This is a genomic window from Kordiimonas sp., from assembly GCF_965216265.1.
Lineage (GTDB): Bacteria > Pseudomonadota > Alphaproteobacteria > Sphingomonadales > Kordiimonadaceae > Kordiimonas.
The window spans coordinates 2623652-2640560 of the sequence record NZ_OZ244153.1; the positions used below are offsets into that span (position 1 = coordinate 2623652).

General features: G+C 56.4%; 21 protein-coding genes. 10 read left to right on the forward strand and 11 right to left on the reverse strand.

The genetic code is table 11. The features are described from left to right. Position 1: 1 nt before the first annotated feature. Together ACOOGA_RS12130 and ACOOGA_RS12135 are read left to right on the forward strand one after the other, a co-directional pair. The gene (locus ACOOGA_RS12130) at positions 2 to 973 is read left to right on the forward strand and encodes an MlaD family protein (protein WP_417459768.1); all 972 of its coding nucleotides are present in this window, start codon (positions 2 to 4) and stop codon (positions 971 to 973) included. Then, entirely contained in the window at positions 970 to 1647 is a 678-nt protein-coding gene (locus ACOOGA_RS12135) for an ABC-type transport auxiliary lipoprotein family protein (RefSeq protein ID WP_417459769.1), read from the forward strand. Before ACOOGA_RS12130 ends, ACOOGA_RS12135 begins: the two co-directional genes overlap by 4 nt. Positions 1648 to 1650: 3 nt before the next feature. Here the strand turns inward: ACOOGA_RS12135 and ACOOGA_RS12140 are convergent, their stop codons facing one another. Then, complete coding sequence (locus tag ACOOGA_RS12140) at positions 1651 to 2823, reverse strand: MFS transporter (RefSeq protein WP_417459770.1); 1173 nt, start codon at positions 2821 to 2823, stop codon at positions 1651 to 1653. 93 nt (positions 2824 to 2916) lie between these two features. Continuing rightward, positions 2917 to 3507, reverse strand: a complete 591-nt coding sequence (phaR, locus tag ACOOGA_RS12145; RefSeq protein WP_417459771.1) for a polyhydroxyalkanoate synthesis repressor PhaR — start codon at positions 3505 to 3507, stop codon at positions 2917 to 2919. A gap of 210 nt (positions 3508 to 3717) precedes the next feature. On the opposite strand from phaR, the gene ACOOGA_RS12150 reads away from it, so the two are divergent. Genes ACOOGA_RS12150 through ACOOGA_RS12160 form a run of 3 tightly spaced genes read left to right on the forward strand, consistent with a single transcriptional unit; the run spans position 3718 to position 5894 of the window. Next, positions 3718 to 3915, forward strand: coding sequence for a hypothetical protein (locus tag ACOOGA_RS12150; protein ID WP_417459772.1), 198 nt, complete (start codon positions 3718 to 3720; stop codon positions 3913 to 3915). Beyond that, entirely contained in the window at positions 3905 to 5170 is a 1266-nt protein-coding gene (locus tag ACOOGA_RS12155) for an alpha/beta fold hydrolase (RefSeq protein ID WP_417459773.1), read from the forward strand. The genes ACOOGA_RS12150 and ACOOGA_RS12155 overlap by 11 nt, the downstream gene beginning before the upstream one ends. After that, positions 5160 to 5894 (forward strand): methyltransferase domain-containing protein, encoded by a 735-nt coding sequence (locus tag ACOOGA_RS12160; protein ID WP_417459774.1) that lies wholly within the window; start codon positions 5160 to 5162, stop codon positions 5892 to 5894. The genes ACOOGA_RS12155 and ACOOGA_RS12160 overlap by 11 nt, the downstream gene beginning before the upstream one ends. Positions 5895 to 5898: 4 nt before the next feature. Here ACOOGA_RS12160 and ACOOGA_RS12165 read toward each other — a convergent pair whose 3' ends face one another. Further along, positions 5899 to 6543, reverse strand: coding sequence for a glutathione S-transferase family protein (locus ACOOGA_RS12165; protein WP_417459775.1), 645 nt, complete (start codon positions 6541 to 6543; stop codon positions 5899 to 5901). A 243-nt stretch (positions 6544 to 6786) separates the two neighbouring features. Here ACOOGA_RS12165 and ACOOGA_RS12170 point away from each other — a divergent pair, with 243 nt between their 5' ends. Together ACOOGA_RS12170 and rraA are read left to right on the forward strand one after the other, a co-directional pair. Further along, entirely contained in the window at positions 6787 to 6999 is a 213-nt protein-coding gene (locus ACOOGA_RS12170) for a hypothetical protein (RefSeq protein ID WP_417459776.1), read from the forward strand. 42 nt (positions 7000 to 7041) lie between these two features. After that, positions 7042 to 7548 (forward strand): ribonuclease E activity regulator RraA, encoded by a 507-nt coding sequence (rraA, locus tag ACOOGA_RS12175; protein WP_417459777.1) that lies wholly within the window; start codon positions 7042 to 7044, stop codon positions 7546 to 7548. Here the strand turns inward: rraA and ACOOGA_RS12180 are convergent. The 3 genes from ACOOGA_RS12180 to metX form a co-directional block, all read right to left on the reverse strand. Further along, entirely contained in the window at positions 7545 to 8036 is a 492-nt protein-coding gene (locus ACOOGA_RS12180) for a hypothetical protein (RefSeq protein WP_417459778.1), read from the reverse strand. The genes rraA and ACOOGA_RS12180 overlap by 4 nt on opposite strands. 89 nt (positions 8037 to 8125) lie before the next feature. Next, on the reverse strand, positions 8126 to 8725 hold the full coding sequence (metW, locus tag ACOOGA_RS12185; protein ID WP_417459779.1) for a methionine biosynthesis protein MetW: 600 nt from the start codon (positions 8723 to 8725) through the stop codon (positions 8126 to 8128). Then, on the reverse strand, positions 8718 to 9878 hold the full coding sequence (gene metX, locus ACOOGA_RS12190; protein WP_417459780.1) for a homoserine O-acetyltransferase MetX: 1161 nt from the start codon (positions 9876 to 9878) through the stop codon (positions 8718 to 8720). The genes metW and metX overlap by 8 nt, the downstream gene beginning before the upstream one ends. 174 nt (positions 9879 to 10052) lie before the next feature. Here metX and hisC point away from each other — a divergent pair, with 174 nt between their 5' ends. The 3 genes from hisC to ACOOGA_RS12205 are packed head-to-tail and all read left to right on the forward strand — an operon-like array spanning position 10053 to position 12699. Further along, complete coding sequence (gene hisC, locus ACOOGA_RS12195) at positions 10053 to 11165, forward strand: histidinol-phosphate transaminase (RefSeq protein WP_417459781.1); 1113 nt, start codon at positions 10053 to 10055, stop codon at positions 11163 to 11165. Further along, positions 11158 to 12081 (forward strand): prephenate/arogenate dehydrogenase family protein, encoded by a 924-nt coding sequence (locus ACOOGA_RS12200; protein WP_417459782.1) that lies wholly within the window; start codon positions 11158 to 11160, stop codon positions 12079 to 12081. Before hisC ends, ACOOGA_RS12200 begins: the two co-directional genes overlap by 8 nt. A gap of 3 nt (positions 12082 to 12084) precedes the next feature. After that, positions 12085 to 12699 carry a LysE family translocator gene (locus ACOOGA_RS12205; protein WP_417459783.1) on the forward strand — a complete coding sequence of 205 codons (615 nt, stop codon included), beginning with the start codon at positions 12085 to 12087 and terminating at the stop codon, positions 12697 to 12699. A gap of 41 nt (positions 12700 to 12740) precedes the next feature. On the opposite strand, the gene ACOOGA_RS12210 is transcribed toward ACOOGA_RS12205, so the two are convergent. The 5 genes from ACOOGA_RS12210 to ftsE all read right to left on the reverse strand — a co-directional run bounded on the left by ACOOGA_RS12210 (position 12741) and on the right by ftsE (position 16836). Beyond that, positions 12741 to 13607 carry an SDR family oxidoreductase gene (locus tag ACOOGA_RS12210; RefSeq protein ID WP_417459784.1) on the reverse strand — a complete coding sequence of 289 codons (867 nt, stop codon included), beginning with the start codon at positions 13605 to 13607 and terminating at the stop codon, positions 12741 to 12743. A gap of 80 nt (positions 13608 to 13687) precedes the next feature. Beyond that, positions 13688 to 14635, reverse strand: coding sequence for a DUF2125 domain-containing protein (locus tag ACOOGA_RS12215; RefSeq protein WP_417459785.1), 948 nt, complete (start codon positions 14633 to 14635; stop codon positions 13688 to 13690). Between the two features lie 19 nt (positions 14636 to 14654). Then, positions 14655 to 15215: a YdcF family protein gene (locus ACOOGA_RS12220; protein ID WP_417459786.1), complete on the reverse strand. Its 561-nt coding sequence runs from the start codon at positions 15213 to 15215 to the stop codon at positions 14655 to 14657. A gap of 10 nt (positions 15216 to 15225) precedes the next feature. Then, entirely contained in the window at positions 15226 to 16104 is an 879-nt protein-coding gene (locus ACOOGA_RS12225) for a cell division protein FtsX (RefSeq protein WP_417459787.1), read from the reverse strand. Positions 16105 to 16107: 3 nt separating this feature from the next. After that, a complete protein-coding gene (gene ftsE / locus ACOOGA_RS12230; protein ID WP_420428772.1) occupies positions 16108 to 16836 on the reverse strand; it encodes a cell division ATP-binding protein FtsE in 729 nt (242 codons plus the stop codon). Positions 16837 to 16909: the final 73 nt, after the last annotated feature.

Consider the following 16909-nt stretch of genomic DNA (forward strand, 5'->3'; position numbering starts at 1 on the left):
GATGGAAACTCGGGCATCACATATATTGGTTGGCGGCTTTGTCCTCGCGTTTTTGACGGGGTTGATAGCATTCGCCATTTGGGTTGCGAAGGTCGATCTGGATGCAGAATACCGCGACTATGACATCTATTTCGATGGCACGGTGTCCGGTCTATATAAGCGTAGTGTGGTGTATTATCTGGGTATTCCGGTTGGCGATGTGCGTGATATCCGCGTGGCAGCACAGGACAGCAGCAGGGTGCATGTGATTGTCAGGCTACGGGACGAAGTGCCTGTGACGGAGGGCGCTACGGCAAGGCTTGAGTTTCAGGGCCTTACTGGCGTTGCCTATATTGAGCTGAAGGGTGGCCCGCAGGGCGGTGCGAAGCTTAGGCCGAAAGAAGGGCATGAGCGGGCAGTGATCCCGTCTGAAGCCTCCCCGCTTCTTGAGTTTTATGAAAGCGCGCCCAACCTGATCAACGAAGCCATTCTTGCAATCCAGCAGGTTCAGAAACTCTTGAGCGATGACAATCTGGGCCGGGTGTCCAACATTCTCTCAAACGCTGATAGCGTCAGCGCCAACTTGGCTGACGGCACCAAAGATCTCGACCTGCTTGTCGCCGAAGCGCGTTCGGTTATGGCAAAGGTGAATGAGACGGCCTTCAAGCTTGATCAGTTGGCGGACAGTGGTAACAAGCTGTTATCTGAAGATGCTACGCTTCTGATGAGCGAAGCTGTTAAAGCTGTGAACGCGGCTGAGGCAACGCTGGCACGAATTGATGGGCTGGTGGCCGCGAACGAAGAAAACATCACCCAGTTTGTGGCAGGTAGTTTGCCTGAGGTAACACGTATGATTGCTGACCTGCGGCGAACCGCGAGGAGCTTGTCGCGGTTAGTCACTCGTATCGAGCGGAACCCGAGTGAAGCGCTGTTTGGGCCTAATGAAACAAAGTATGACCTGAAGACCCGTTCCGAAGAGGAGAAGAAAAAATGATGTTGCGAGCCAAAACATTCTTCTCTCGTCGCAGAGAGGCAAAGGTTGCGGCTCTATTGCTGGCGACCTTCGGGGCCGCTCTATCCGCATGTGGGCCGATCATCTCCTTCGGCGGGGATGGCCCTGCAGACACCGTATATTCGCTTCGCTATGACGGTGCTTACCACAGCGGCGAAGCGGGTGCTGCGGTGATTTATGTGGACGAACCTCATTTGGGTGATGGCCTTGTCGGTCAGAATATCTCGGTCGCGCTTGCGGGCCAGAAACGTAGCACGCTTAAGGGCGCGCGTTGGTCTGCACCGCTCAGTAACCTCGTCAGGGATTATGTTGTGCGCTCGATGGGCGATAAAGCCGGTGCGCATATGATTGGTGAAGGCGGTCTTGATATTCATGCAGGCTGCCGTTTGGGCACAAAGGTCTGGGCGCTTGAGTTCGTGCCGGGCGATGTCGCCACTGATGACAAGGTTGTGGTTGCGGTTGAGATGGCGCTCGTGAGGTTGAGGGATAGCAAGCTGCTTAGTCACCCAACGTTCGAGCAATCCGTCGAGGTGGTTGGTGCAAGCGAAAACGACGCGATTGCGGCAGCCTTTAACCGGGCGATGGCTGCAACGGCCCGTGATATGGGATCGTGGCTTAAAGGGCAGGCAATGCAGTGTGTTGGGCAAAACAGTTAAATGTTAGCTGTGTGAGACGCGCCTGACCTCTGATGCCGCCCAAATAAAGGCGATAACCCCTGTGGCGGCGACTACAAAAAACGGCGAGTTCGCAGAATAACCGGCAAAAACCATCCCGCCAGCCAGCGGCCCAAAAACCCGCCCAAGCGCAGACATGCCGCTTGAAAACCCGAGCGCCGTGCCTTGCAGGCGTTTGTCAGCCCTGCGGGAGACAATGCTGTTGAGCGCGGGGAAGGAAACGGTCAGGCCGCTCATGACAAGCGGGAAGGCAATCAGCGCTGTGGTGACGGTGCCGGGACCAAATATCAAAATTGCACAACCTATCAGATGTGCGGTTGCACCTATCATCAAGGACTTCAGTTCGCCAAACCTTTTAAAGAGAGGTCCGATGGCAAGCGACTGTATAGCCGCGACGCAAAGCCCGACACCCGCCAGAAGGAAACCAACTTTCACTTGATCCCAGCCAAGCATGGCTTGGGCCCAAAAGGGCGTGATTGCAAAGCAGATACTTTGCCCGATGGCAGTAACGAAGAACATGGCAAAAAGCATAAGCTGGCCCGGTGATTTGATCACAACGGTCCAATGCGGAAGGGGTACTTTTCCTTGCCCGTCGTCTGCGTCTTCCTGCCTGTGTTTGCTGGTTTCCGGCATGTAGCGTGCGGTCAGGAACATGGCCGTGAACGAAAAGACCGCTGCGGCCAGGGCGGGTAGAAAGATGTTGGGCTCACCGCCTACACTGCCCAGCAAGCCACCGATGAAAGGCCCGAAAGCGAAACCGAGCCCGAAGGTGGCGCCTATCAGGCCCATGGCACGCCCGCGGTTGTTTTCATCCGTCAGGTCAGACATGGCAGCCATGGCAATGCCCACGTTCCCCGCCATCATGCCGGACAGCGCGCGCGCTACAAAAAGCATGACGAGACTGCTTGAGAATGCGAGAGCGATATAAGCGAGGGTGGACCCAAGGAAGGTTGCGGCAAGCGCAGGGCGCCGCCCGATACGGTCCGAAAGGCGGCCCCATAAAGGCCCCGCAAGAAATGTCATCAAAGAATAGATCGAGACAAGGGCGGTGCCGACCATAGTGTCGCCGCCGTACTTCAGTGTCAGGAACGGCAGTATGGGGACGATGATGCCAAAACCCAGAAGGTCGATAAAAATTGCAAACAGAATGATTGGCATGCCGGAAATCCTGACAGTGGAAACGCGTTCAGCATAGCGAAATTATAGGCGGTTAGTATCACAAGATCGGGAGATGGCCGTTAGTGGGTGCGTCTAATTGGAAAGCGCGTCCACCTTTTCCTTGAGCGCAGCCAACTGGGCTTGAAGGGCTGCGATCTTCTCGTCCTTCTCTGCGGTACGGTTGGCGGAAGGTTTGGCAGGAGCAGGCCCCGTCTTGCCGGTCGTGCGGCTGGTGAAAACACGCATGCTTTCTTCAAAAAGCGCCATGTTCTGCCGGGCGATCTCTTCAAAAATGGGCATGAAACTACGCGCATTTGTATCGCCACCACAGGCGCGGCGGATTTGGTCCTGGTTGCGGGTCAGAACTTCCATGGCGCTTTGCAGGTACGTTGGCACCATGACCTGCAGCCCGTCACCGTAAAGGCTGATCAACTGCCGCAGGAAAGAAAGCGGTAGCATGTTCTTCTCATTGGTTTCTTTTTCAAAGATGATCTGGGTAAGAACAGTGCGCGTGAGATCATCGCCGCTTTTGGCATCCAGTACGATAAACTCGTCTCCGCCTTTGATCATGTCTGCCAGATGGTCAAGCGTAACGTAGCTCGAAGTCTCAGTATTATAGAGACGCCGGTTCGCATATTTTTTTATGACGATTGGTTCGCCCGGCTCTCGCTTTTTACGCGCCATAGTTAACTTCACCCTTGGAGTGACTGCTTGCCCTTAACAGTCACCCGGTTCATATATTGCGTCGGAGCTTTGTTGCTGCGCAAGATATGCATAAATCCTTATTCTAGCGCGGAATTAAATGGTATTTGGTGCGCTGCCGCAAGGAAAATTGTGCATTTGCACACAGAAAATGGCTTTGCTTGCCGATGTGGCTCCTTTAGGAAATTACCCATGGGTGATGAAGACATCGATAAAGCAGCGGACGTGTTTCTGGCACTCTGGCAGGAAAACATCCGTCTATGGGCGGTTGAGAAAGAACTGTTGGCCCCCCGCGAACTTGAAGCCCTTCTGGAGGCCGCTGGCCTGAGCACACCTGTTGGTGATGGTAGCTCGTTCTCAGATAAGGAGGGCGACGAAAATGCGGCGTGAATTTTCCGATAAAGCAAGCACCGACGCAATGTCGCCGAGCGAGATCAAGGGCCCAAGGCCGATGGCGCTGCATCTTTCCAACGCTCTCGGCATATGGCGGGAAGCGCCGGCTGGCGCGGTGCGCTTTCTAACAGGGGACGGTGCGTGGCATCCGGTTATCGCAGATGACATGGCCGCCCTTAAGGCTTGTATGGCTGACCCGGATTCCCATAGCCGTTTTCTAAAAGCTGTTGGAGCGGGTGCGGGGAGGCAGGCAGAAGGGTTCCTCCAAGGTATAAACCAGTATCTGCAACATCCCTATGTTCGTCCCGAAAGCGACGCGGTTTCATGCTTGAATGTAGGCAGTTGTGAGCTCTTTGATTTTGGGGGTGATGGTCAGCCCATCCTTATGGTGCCAAGCCTTGTGAATCCACACTATGTTCTGGACCTGATGCCGGGGCGCAGTTTAGCCCAATACCTGAAGCAGCGTGGTTTTCGGCCCTTTCTGGTGAAGTGGTTTGATCCGGGTGAAGAGGAACTAACCTTTGGTTTGAGTGATTTTATCCTCAAGCGCGCCAAACCGATGCTCGAATATATATGCGCGCTATCTGGTGCGGCGTGCCCGGTGCTGGGGTATTGCATGGGTGGCACATTGATGACCGGGCTAGCTGCACGAGCGGGAGACCTGGTCTCTAGCCTGGCGCTGGTGGCGGCCCCGTGGGATTTCGCCTCGGAAGTGCCGCATGCGGGTCGCAGGTATGCCCATGTGATGGCCGAGCTGCTGGACCAATTGCCCGAAGGCATGCCGGTGCCAACGGATATGATGCAGGTATTTTTCACGAGCGTTGACCCGACGCTGAGCGACAGAAAATTCAGGCGTTTCGCCGGGCTTGAAGCTCAGAGTGAGGAAGCGAAATTTTTTGTTGCGCTCGAGACATGGGCCAACACAGGTGCACCGCTTGCGCGCAGTGCGGCGGAAGAATGTATTCGCGCATGGTATCTGGAGAATGAGACGGGCAGAGGTGTCTGGAATGTAGGGCGCGCGCCTGTAGCGCTTGAAGAGATCAACTGCCCGGTATGGATAGCTGCCCCCAAGAAGGATAGGCTGGTGCCGCAAGATAGCGCATTTGCCATGGCGCGGCGCTTGCCAAATGCCACGACACATGACCCGGGTGCGGGCCATGTGGGTATGATGGTTGGTTCCCGGGCCGAGCGTGGGCTTTGGGCGCCACTTGTGAGCTGGTTAAAAAATGGGGAGGTGGCCCGTGCGGCCTGAGGTCCTTAAACTACACCGCTTTTATGCAGGGGCGCTTGGTCAGACCGTGGCGACACTGGTGTCTGATCGGCTTCGTAATCTCTTGTCACGCCGCGCTGGCGGTGTGACCGTTGGCCTTGGTTATGCGCTCCCTTATCTGGACGTGATTGAGCAGCAGGAAGCTGACGCGGCCGCGCGCTATCTGGCATTTATGCCGGCGCAGCAAGGCGTGTGTCACTGGCCGGGCGCGCACGGCAGCCGCACGGCACTGGTTGAAGAATACCATTTGCCTTTGCCGGATTCGAGTGTTGATCGTTTTATCCTTGCTCATTCGCTTGAGCATGCAAACAGGCCCAAACATTTGCTGCGGGAGTTGTGGCGTGTGCTGGCGCCGGGTGGACAGATCGTTCTGATTGTACCCAACAGGCGCAGAAGCTGGTCTGCGCTCGATATCACCCCGTTTGGGCACGGCAGGCCCTATTCCAAAGCCCAGCTTTATGAGCTGATGAGCGAGCAGATGCTGCCCCCCGAAGGGTGGGATACGGCATTGATGTTACCACCTTTCTCATGGCCCGGTGGTGCGCGTATCGTGCGGTACGGTGAACCGGTGGTGCATGCCCTTGGGCGTAATCTCGGTGGCGTGCTTCTCGTATGTGCACAGAAGCAGGTTTATGGCGCGCTGCCGAAGGCCTCCAAATCGGTGCGGGGCATGCCGGTATTAACCGGGCCGGGGGCTGGGGCCTAGGCGCTCAGGGCGCAAAGTTTCTTTCCCAAACCTCTTTCAGTTCAGGGATGGTATCCACGCGCTTGGCGATACCAAATAGTTTGGGGCAGTTTTCCTCGAACCAGTCGCGCCGTGGACGCCAATGGGTCATAACCGCCATATAAATATCCAGCGCTGTCATCGCATCACCCAATAGCCAGGGCGCTGGTGTAATAGCGGCTTCAAACTGTTGCCACATCACTTCCCGGCGCTTGTCTGTTGCAGTTCTAAGCGCTTGAGCAGCAGCCTCGTTTTTAAGCCAGCGTTCAGGGTGGTCGCCATAGCTGAAGGTGGGGTATACGCTTGCAACCAGCCATATAAGCCTGCGCAGGAACTCGGGGTGTTCTGGTGTGCCTACGAGTGGCACCAGCCCGCTCTCTGGCCTTTCAGCCCCCAGCCAAAGGGTGATGGCGGCAGATTCGGTCATCACAGACCCGTCCTGCAACAGAAGCGTTGGTATCTCACAAGCGGGGTTCACCTTGGAGAGGGGGCCACTTGGATCGTGCAGGCTATCCCAATCCAGATACCGGCGTGCGTAGGGAAGGTCCAGAATAGCAAGCAGGGCCTCAATGATGGCGGAGCCGCCCCCTTTTGCACCGAATAATGTCATGCCAGCCAGATGATCAGCCATGTTTGTCCTCCTGTCATTGTGTTAGGATGGTAACGAGAAAACAGGGTGCGGGCCATTCACGATCACGCCAGACAAGCGCATGTTGGCCTTGTTATTTTGCGGCGACGGTCCACCTTGTATTCTGGCCGAACAAACGCAGGGCACCCAGAAAACGCCTAGAAAACGCCTTGTATTATTATTGCGTGGATAATATTGTTTGGGTCATAAAATTATTCAATAGCGTCTCAATAAGCGGAGAGCCCCATGACTGACGATACCCCTAAAGAATCGACGATGAGTGACGACAAAGAAATGGCGATCCGGCAGGTGGCAAACGCCCTGCACCGCTTGAACGATGCCGTTATTTCCGCCGTGAGCAAGGGCGTTACGGTGGAGTTGATGCGGGCATCACGTTACCATAATGAAGAAGGCGCATGGGGCGATATGCTGGTGCCAATCATTCACAAGCAAGACTAGCCGAACGGACGGACAAAACTGACAGCAGGACGGACCAATATCATGCCCCTTGGCAGAATTATCACGCCAAAACTTGCGACTGCAGATGTGTGTGACGCGATGGGTGACGCTGTGTCTGTCCTGCCGGTCGATTTTCATGACTATGGCGGGACGCTCGATTTCGCCGGGCCTGCCGTTACCCTCAAAACGCTGGATGACAATACCAAGGTGCGGGCGCTACTTGAAACCAAGGGTGAGGGCCGTGTGTTGGTGGTGGATGGTGGCGGCTCAAGCCGCGTGGCGCTTCTGGGCGGCAACCTGGCTGGGCTTGCAGCCAAAAATGGCTGGGAAGGTATCGTGATTTATGGTCGCGTGCGTGACCAGCATGAACTGGCGCGGGAAGATGTGGGCATCAAGGCGCTTGGTTCCTGCCCGCAGAAAAGCGAAAAGCTGGGCCGAGGGCAGGTGAATGTCGAGATCGCCATCGGCGGTGTCACAGTGCACCCCGGCAATTGGGTGATCGCTGATGCTGACGGTGTTGTGATTTCCAAAGAGCTGCCGAGCCTTTAGGAACCGCGTGCGGCTATTTGTTCCCGCATTTGTTTCTGAAATTCAGGTACATCCATGATGTCCTCGTGATAGCTCACGAGATTGTCTTTTATCCTGATAAGCAGGGTCATCGGTACATCGAAGGTAAACGCCTCACCCTCCACCCCGAAAGCTTCTGCGGGCAGGGTGAATACTATCCGGCTCGGGTATAACATGCGGTTGCCACTATAAAGCGGTGTGCCCAAAGTGAAGCTCTTGAACGCAACTGGCGAGGTGTCAGCGCGATTTGCGAACCCTTTCAGCGTGGTGGTGCGTCCTTCCGTTTGCGCGAACCGGTCAACAAAGGTGATATCGTCTGTTGTGTGCGGTGCGAGCGATGAGAAGCTCTGCTCAAGGTATAGGCGCGCGTAGGCGTCCGAATGGCTGTAATCGATCTGTTCCTGAGCGGTGACGGCTGACGTCAGAAAAAATACACATACCACCTTCAATATCCATGCACGCATCAGCATTCTTCCTTCCCATTAATGAGAGGCAAGAGAGCCACGGCACGACTGAACGGTCAATCCCAGCTTTTGGTCTAGGCTTTGGGCTTAGGGGGTTAGCGTTCAAGCAGGAACAGGCCCTGATCCGCATGCCAGTTGGCGCGGGTGCGGCCCATAGTGAGGCGGGTACCATCACGGCGGTGTGGCACAAATTCGCGCACCTTGAAGCCTTCGGCCTCAACCAGGTCGAAAAGATCGAGGATCGTACAGAAGTGAATATTGTCTGTGTTGTACCATGTTTTGTCGAGCGCTTTGGTTACCGGCATACGGCCGCGCATCGCAAGGCTCATGCGTACCTTCCACTGGCCAAAGTTCGGAATGGTGACAACCGCGTGTTTGCCGATGCGCAACAACTCTGAGAGCACAAGCTGTGGCCGGTGAACCGCCTGCAGGGTTTTTGAGAGGATGACATAATCAAAGCTCTCATCAGGGTATTCCGCCAGATCATTGTCCGCGTCACCCTGAATGACAAACAGCCCTTTGGCCACGCAGTCGTTCACGCCCTGCTGGCTGATCTCGATACCGCGTCCATCAACGTTTTTCTCACGCACTAGATAGTCAAGAAGCGCGCCATCATCACAGCCGACGTCCAGCACACGGCTCCCGCTTTCAACAAGGTCTGCAATCAGTTTCAGGTCTGGCCTTAACTCAGTCATGCACAGCCTCCCCCGTCTCCGGGTCCAGCCCGTTGGTGCGTGCGGCGGCAGTTACGAAGCCGGTGAGCATATGGTCCATCTCCGGCACATCCAAAAGGAAGGCGTCATGCCCGAACGGGCTTTCGATCTCTGCGAAGCTTACCGGCACACCAGCGGCGTTTAGCGCATGCACGATGCGCTTGTTTTCAACCGTCGGGTACAGCCAGTCTGACGTGAAACTGATAACGCAACAGCGCACGTGGGCCGCGCCTTTGAAGGCATCCGCCAACCGGCCGTCATGCCGCGCCGCGATATCGAGATAGTCCATCGCACGGGTGATATAGAGGTAAGAGTTGGCGTCAAACCGGTCAACGAAGGTGGAGCCCTGATGCCGCAGGTAGCTCTCCACCTGAAAGTCTGCTTCAAAACCGAAGGTAACCGCTTCCCGATTCTGAAGGTTGCGGCCAAATTTGGCGGTAAGCGCATCTTCAGACAGATAGGTGATGTGCGCGGTCATGCGCGCAACAGCAAGGCCTTTGTCGGGTTTCTCACTATGTTCATAGTAGCGGCCATCCCGCCAGTTCGGGTCAGCCATGATGGCTTGCCGGCCAACCTCATGGAAGGCAATATTCTGTGCTGTATGCCGGGGGGCAGTTGCCAGCATAACGGCGCTGTGCAGGCGCTCAGGGTAGGTGGTGAGCCACTCCTGCACCTGCATGCCGCCCATGGATCCGCCGATGATCATCATCAGCCGCTCAATGCCCAGGTGGCCAACAAGTTCGGCCTGCACCTTGACCATGTCGCGCACGGTAATAACCGGGAAACTGGTGCCCCACGGTTTGCCGGTAGCGGGGTTTGGCTCCCACGGGCCGGTAGTGCCAAGGCAACTGCCCAGCACGTTGGAGCAGATGACAAAATATTTGTTGGTATCGATCAGCTTGCAGGGGCCCACGAGGCGTTCCCACCAACCGGGTTTACCGGTGATGGGGTGCACGCTTGCGACATATTGGTCACCGGTGAGCGCATGGCATATCAGCACAGCGTTTGAAGCATCTGCGTTCAACGTGCCATAGGTCTCATAACCGACGGTAACGGGCGCAAGTGTTGCGCCGCTGTCCAGCGTCAGCGGTGTGTCTTCAAACAGGACAGCAGATTGGCCTGCACCTTTATTCACGTCTCGCTCCTGAGCTATCAAGGGCGCCAAGAAAAGCCATCACGCGCCCGGATGTCAATCTTCCTAATCTAACTTGGTGCATTAGGAAACTTTCCTTTGCCTTTGGCGGTGCCTCCCATTAACTCTAATGCCGCAGTAAATATCGGATTTCAGCGACTTTTGGGAGAGATTTGCATGCCCGCGCCTAAAGCACATGACTGGATTATGGGACTAGCCCCTTATGTGCCCGGACGCTCACATGCGGACGGTGTGAAAAAAGTCGTCAAACTTTCGGCGAACGAAAGCGCATTTGGCCCAAGCCCCAAGGCGATTGAGGCTATCAAAGCCGCCGCAGGCGGTGTGATGCGCTACCCTGACCCGGCTTCAAATGACCTGCGCGCAGCCATCGCCAACGTGCATGGCCTGAAGGCTGAACGTATTCTCTGCGGTGCGGGCTCAGACGAAGGGCTCATACTTCTCATTCACACCTATGCGGGACCGGGCGACGAGGTGATCTTCAGCACCTACGGGTTTATGGTCTACCCAATTCAAGCGCAGGCGGCCGGCGCCACAGGTGTGGCGGTGCCCAACAAGGATTGGGCGGCGGACGTGGACGGCATTCTAGCGGCGGTGACGGACCGCACCACCATGGTGATCATTGATAACCCCAATAATCCGACCGGCGCCTATTTGCCGTGGTCCGAGGTTGAGCGGCTGCATGCGGGCTTGCCAGCCCATGTGATGCTGGTGCTTGATGCGGCTTACGCGGAATGTGTGACAGCAAGCGACTATGAGGCGGGTGAAGCCCTTGTGGATTCTGCCTCCAATGTGGTGATGACCCGTACGTTTTCCAAAATGTATGCGCTTGCCGGTCTTCGGGTTGGCTGGCTTTATGCCCCAGATGCGGTGATAGATGCGCTGAACCGCTGGCGCATGCCTTTTAATGTGTGCCTGTCCGGGCAGGTTGCGGCCCTTGCTGCAGTGAATGACCAGAAGCACCTTGATGCTGCCGTGCGCCACAACAACGAATGGCGTGACTGGATGACCGCGAAGCTGAGCGCACTTGGTCTTGACGTGGTTCCCAGCGAGACGAATTTCATTCTGGTAGAGTTCCCGCACGAAGCGCCGTTTACGGCTGCTGCGTGCAATGAATATCTCACGGCTAACGGTTATCTCGTACGGGCACTGCCTGTGTTGCCGCACCACCTGCGCATATCCGTTGGCACTGATGAACAGAACCGAGCGGTTACCCAACTGATCACCGCGTTCATGAGCGGCACAGATGCAGAGGAGGCTGCCAATGGCTGATACACCTCTTTTTGACCGCATCACCATTGTGGGCGCCGGGCTGATCGGGTCGTCGGTCGCGCGTGCTGTGCGCCGGGGCAAACTTGCCGGACATCTGACAATTGTTGATGCGTCACCTGAAGTGCTCGGTGAGGCGAAGGAACTTGGCCTCGCTGACAGCTACCACTTGGGCGCGGCAGAAGGCGTCGCGGGTGCAGGGCTTGTGATGCTGGCGGTGCCGGTTGGTGCCATGGCATCGGTGGGTGCGGTGATGGCACCAGCGCTTATGGATGGCGCCATCGTGAGCGATGTGGGTTCTGTGAAAGAAAGCGTTTTTAAAGCGCTGTCACCCTTGCTGCCAAGCCATGTTCATCTCATTCCCGGCCATCCGGTGGCGGGTACAGAGCAGTCTGGCCCCGGTGCTGGTTTTGCGTCCTTGTTCGACGGTCGCTGGTGCATCCTTACACCTGATGAAGAAGTTGACCAAAGCGCTGTCGACAAGCTCACCGCGTTCTGGCAGGGGCTTGGCAGCACCGTTGAGATTATGGAAGCGCGGCATCATGACCTCGTGCTCGCGATCACCTCGCATGTGCCGCATCTCATTGCTTATAACATTGTCGGCACAGCCTCTGACCTTGAAGAGGTCACCCGCTCCGAAGTGATCAAATACTCAGCGGGTGGTTTCCGGGATTTTACCCGGATCGCGGCCTCAGACCCCACCATGTGGCGGGATGTTTTCCTCAACAACAAAGACGCGGTGCTTGAAATGCTCGGTCGCTTCAGTGAGGACCTGACGGCCCTTCAACGTGCCATTCGCTGGGGTGATGGCGATGCGCTGTTTGACCTGTTCTCCCGCACGCGAGAGGTTCGCCGTCGCATTATTGACGCAGGGCAGGATGACGCGAAGGCGGATTTTGGCCGCCCTCACGAGGAATAGGCCATGGAAACGCTGGGCCCGCTTTTGCTGTCCTTTCTTGCATATGTGATTGGTACTGCGAGCCCGGGACCAGCAATCCTGACGATCATGATGACAGCAGCGGGTGCTGGCCGCGCGGCAGGGCTCCGCCTTGCGGCAGGCGTTATGACGGGGTCGGTTCTTTGGGGTATCGCCGCAACGCTCGGCCTGTCGGTTGTGATGAGCGAAGTTGCCTCTGCCCTTTTTGTCCTGAAATTTGTAGGCGGAGCATATCTGCTATGGCTTGCTTATAAGTCTTTCTGTGCTGCGCTGCAGCCTGACCAACAGGCTATCGGCTCCATCGCCAGTGAAGGGTATTTTCTGAAAGGATTGCTGCTTCACCTTACCAACCCCAAGGCGGTGCTGGTGTGGGGTTCTATTCTGACAATTGGCATGAACGAAGGATCGCCCGTATGGGTAGCCCCCACGATTCTTGTGGTATGTAGCCTTTTGGGCGCTGTGGTGTTCACGGTTTACGCCTTTGTGTTTTCTACCCGTAGGGCAATGACCGGATACCTGAAAGCGCGGCGTCCGGTGCAGGCGGCCTGCGGCCTGCTTTTTGGCGCGGCTGGGTTGAAGCTTGTGCTCTCGCGAACCTAAGACACAAACGTCAACCATCCGTGGCAGCGTGGGTTTAGTCCCTACCAGACCTTCATCAGCTTGGTTGGCAGGCGCTCCACCACTTCATCAGGCACAAAGAAGTCTGGCACCAGCGGGCCGTCTGCATGGGGTGCGTATTTCGAGAAATCCGTCATGCCTTCCGCGCGCAACACTTCTTCGTCGATAAAGAAATTGCCGCTGCATTCTTTGCTGTTGCGCACAAGTACGGCGTGCGCCGCGTCTGCCATGATCTCGGTTGTGCGGCTGTTTTTTGCCATGCCATCCCCACCAATCACGTTGCGCACTGCGGCGGTATCAATTGCGGTGAACGGCCACAGCGAGTTTACGGCAATGCCCGCCGCTTTATATTCTTCCGCCATGCCAAGTGTGCACAGGCTCATGCCGTATTTTGCGATCGAATAGGCCACATGCGGCGCAAACCAGCGTGGGTTGATATCCAGCGGCGGTGACAGCGTAAGGATATGCGGGTTATCCGACTTGAGCAGATGCGGGATACAGGTTTTGGAAACAAGGAAGGTGCCACGGGTGTTTATGTTGTTCATCAGGTCGTAGCGTTTCATCTCCGTCATCTGGGTATTGGTCAGCGCGATAGCAGACGCATTGTTCACGCAGATATCAATGCCACCAAATGTCTCAACCGTTTTGGCAACCGCTGCCTGAACCTGATCCTCGAACCGGATATCACATATGAGCGGCAGTGCTTTGCCGCCTGCGGCTTCAATTTCTTCTGCGGCAGTGTAGATGGTGCCGGGTAGTTTGGGGTTGGGCTCAGCGGTTTTGGCGCCGATAGCGACATTCGCACCGTCTTTGGCTGCGCGCAGGGCAATAGCAAGCCCGATGCCGCGGCTGCCGCCACTCATGAAAATTGTTTTTCCCTTTAGGCTCATGACGTGGTCTCCCCTTCCAAGGCGTGTATGATTGTTGATTTATAACATAGGGCGATTGCGCGTAAAAAAAGGCTGAAATGTTACTCTTCAACCAGCGGCTTGAGCCTGAGCACACTGCCATTGTTGATGCTGAGGATGCCCATCTGCGCCATAAACTGCATGGTCTCTGCCTGGCTCCCGAGGCTTGAGAGTGCCTCGCCCGTATCAACGCCAAACTCTTTCAGGTAATCCGCGAGCGCGGGACCACCAGCAACGGCGAGGCTGGCACTGCCCAGTGGCATGAAGTTCTCGTCCAGCGTCAGGCTGCCGTTCCCTTTAACGCGCGCCCCGCGCACTGCGAGGTCTATGGTGTCAAACTCCACAAGGCCACCGGCATCCCGCCAGGCGCCAAGCGCACTGGGGGTCCAATCCTTGAGACCCGGGCCCATGACGCCGCCCATCACTTCAAAACGGTTGCCGCTATCCAGCGTTAGTTTGAAGTCCAGGAAGCGCTTTTCATAAAGCCCGTCTGTCGGTTCGGCTTGACCATCATACCGTAGGAAAAGTTGCCAGTCCTTGAGTGAGATTGGTCCGTCAATACCGGGCGCGGCCTCGATGGTGAAATCATCTGTCGTGAGCGAGTCGATCGCGATAACAGCTTGCTGCTCGCCGTGGCGTTTGAAGCTCGCGCGCACGTAACCGTCTTTTACTGCAATCGCGCCCTGTGCAGCCTCAAGCGATGTAGCGCGCGCCTCAACCATCCAGTGGCCCGGTGTCCAGAGGTGGCTGATAAGGGTCACGCTTTCAGCGCCGAAATCGAGCCCCTCCGCGCGTGTCTTGACGCTAAGGCCATCAATTGTCAGCACAATCCGGTAGGGAAAACCTGAAAGCTTGATCTTGCCATGCTCAACCCTAAGGCCCTGGTCGCGAAGATCCGCGAGCTGCATGGCCGCAGCTTTCTCGGCCTTGAAGGCCGAGGTGTACCAAAGGCCAGAATAGACGAGTATGGCGATGAAGATGAGACCGACAAGAGCGCGCAATTTGGTCATTTTATTCCCTGTTCGTTGTTCAGCTATAGGCCGCGTGGCGAACTAATGTGACGATATATTTACTGTATTCTTTGGCAAGAAAAAGGAGCGGCCACTCACCGCTTACCGGGTGGGCGATGATCATAACATCAGGCATTGCCGCTTCAAAGAGGATGAGCGTGCGCGGCATATGATAATCAGCCGTTACCAGAATGAGGGTGCTGACCTTATTCTCAAGCGTCCACTCGGCGGTTTCAAGCGCGTTTCCCTCTGTGTTGAGCGCAGCTTTCCCGAGGTCCACACAGCAGTTGAAGAGCGCTTGTTCGGTGCCCGTTAGCGCGCTTAATTCATCGCTTTTGACCACAGGGTTCACGCCCGAGATCAACATGCGTTTTGCGGCACCATGCTCCAGAAGGGCAAGACCTTCTTCCAGACGCCCTGCGCCGCCCGTGAGCACGACAATCGCATCGACGCGTTCATCCTTCGCTGAGTTCTTCGGCAGCTGGATAAAATAGAGCCCAAAACCCAGAAGCCACGCCACACAAAGATAGATGGTGGCTTTAACAAGCACTCTCAGTTTGGATGATTTGGCCTTTGGCATGGTCTATCACCTACATCATATGAAGCAGGGCGCGGCGCACCGTGATGCGTGCCGTCACCATGGTAAGTGCTGCTGATACGAGCGGCAGCAGGGATAGCCATAAAAGATTGTCGCTTGTGGGCAGGGTGGCCGTTAAAAGCCCTTGGCCCATACGCTCCGCCAAATGAGAGATCAGATAGAGCGTTAGCGCTGCCAGTAGCACACCCAATAGCCCGCCTTTGAGGCCGTGGGAGAGATATCGCTCGTCAAACGCTTTGGAGATGGTGCTGTCCTCAGCGCCCATCAGGTGCATGATTTCAATGCTTTCCCTGTGGGTTGCGAGGCCCGCACGGCAACCAAATATTACAATAGCGATGGTACAAAGCACCACCATCACCACAATACCAGCCAGCAGCAAGCGGACGACGGCGGCGAGGTCAAGTACCTGCCCCATCCATGCCTGATGGTCATCCAGCTGCGCGCCGGAGGCAGCGGCAACCAACCGTTCCCTGAGGCCTGCTGTATTCACGGCATCGGGCTTTGCAAGTTTCACATCAATCAGTGTGGGGATTGGCAAACCTGCGTCAAACGGTACCTCGCCAAGCCAGGGCGAAAGCAGCGCAACAATATCAGCATCGGCCAACACGCTGGCTTCTACCACGCCCGGTGTGGCGCGCAGAAGCGTGAGTGCGGCCTGTGTCTGGCGTTCGCGTACCGCCTTGTCTTCCACCACGATCTGAACGGTCAGATTTGTGGTCAACCCGGCGCTCCAGCGGTCCAGGCCTTTGCCAAGGGCAAGGCCGCACGCAAGCGCAAGGGTGCACAGAAATAGCATTACGCCAATAACCCACGGCAGCAGGCCTTCGCGCATATTCTCTCTGGGCAGGAATTGAAGCGTGCGTCCCCACATAGCCTAGGCTCCCGGGTCAATCGGTGTGCCGCCAGGCAGGAAGGACATTTCGCCCTTGTCCAGCTTGAGGGTAGGCGCACCGATACTTTGCACCAGATGGTCGTCGTGGGTGGCGACAACGGTTGTTGTACCTTCTTTATTGAGCGCCACAAACAGATGCATCAGACGGCGGGACATCTCAGGGTCCACGTTACCGGTGGGTTCATCCGCAACCAGCAGGTCCGGTTTGTTGATAACCGCGCGCGCTATGGCCACCCGCTGTTTTTCACCGCCGGATAGTGTGGCGGGACGGGCGTGCATGCGGTCTTCCAGCCCAACCCATGAAAGCAGTTCTTCCACATGGTCAGCGACCTGCGCGCGTTTGGCGCCCTGAATGCGCAGCGGCAGTGCCACATTCTCAAAGGCGGTCATATGATCAAACAGGCGGAAGTCCTGAAACACAACACCAATGCGGCGGCGGAGGCGGGGCAGGGCGTCACGTTCCTGGGTCATCAGGTCCCGGCCAAAAAAATTGATCAGCCCGCGGGAGGGACGATGCGCCAGATACAAGAGCTTGAGGAGGGTGGTTTTGCCTGCGCCGGATGGCCCTACAAGGAAATGAAATGAGCCGCGATCAAGGGTAAAGCTGACATCCTTAAGGACCTCGGCTCCCATGCCGTATCGCATGCCCACATTCTCAAAGGTAATCATTACTGCTCCCACGATCTCGGCGGGCAGAATTGCACATGGCATCTTATCCGTCCAGCGGGCAATTTTATGGCGCAGATTAGCGCTTATTTAAGGCAGCTTCCAAGAAGCTGTATGG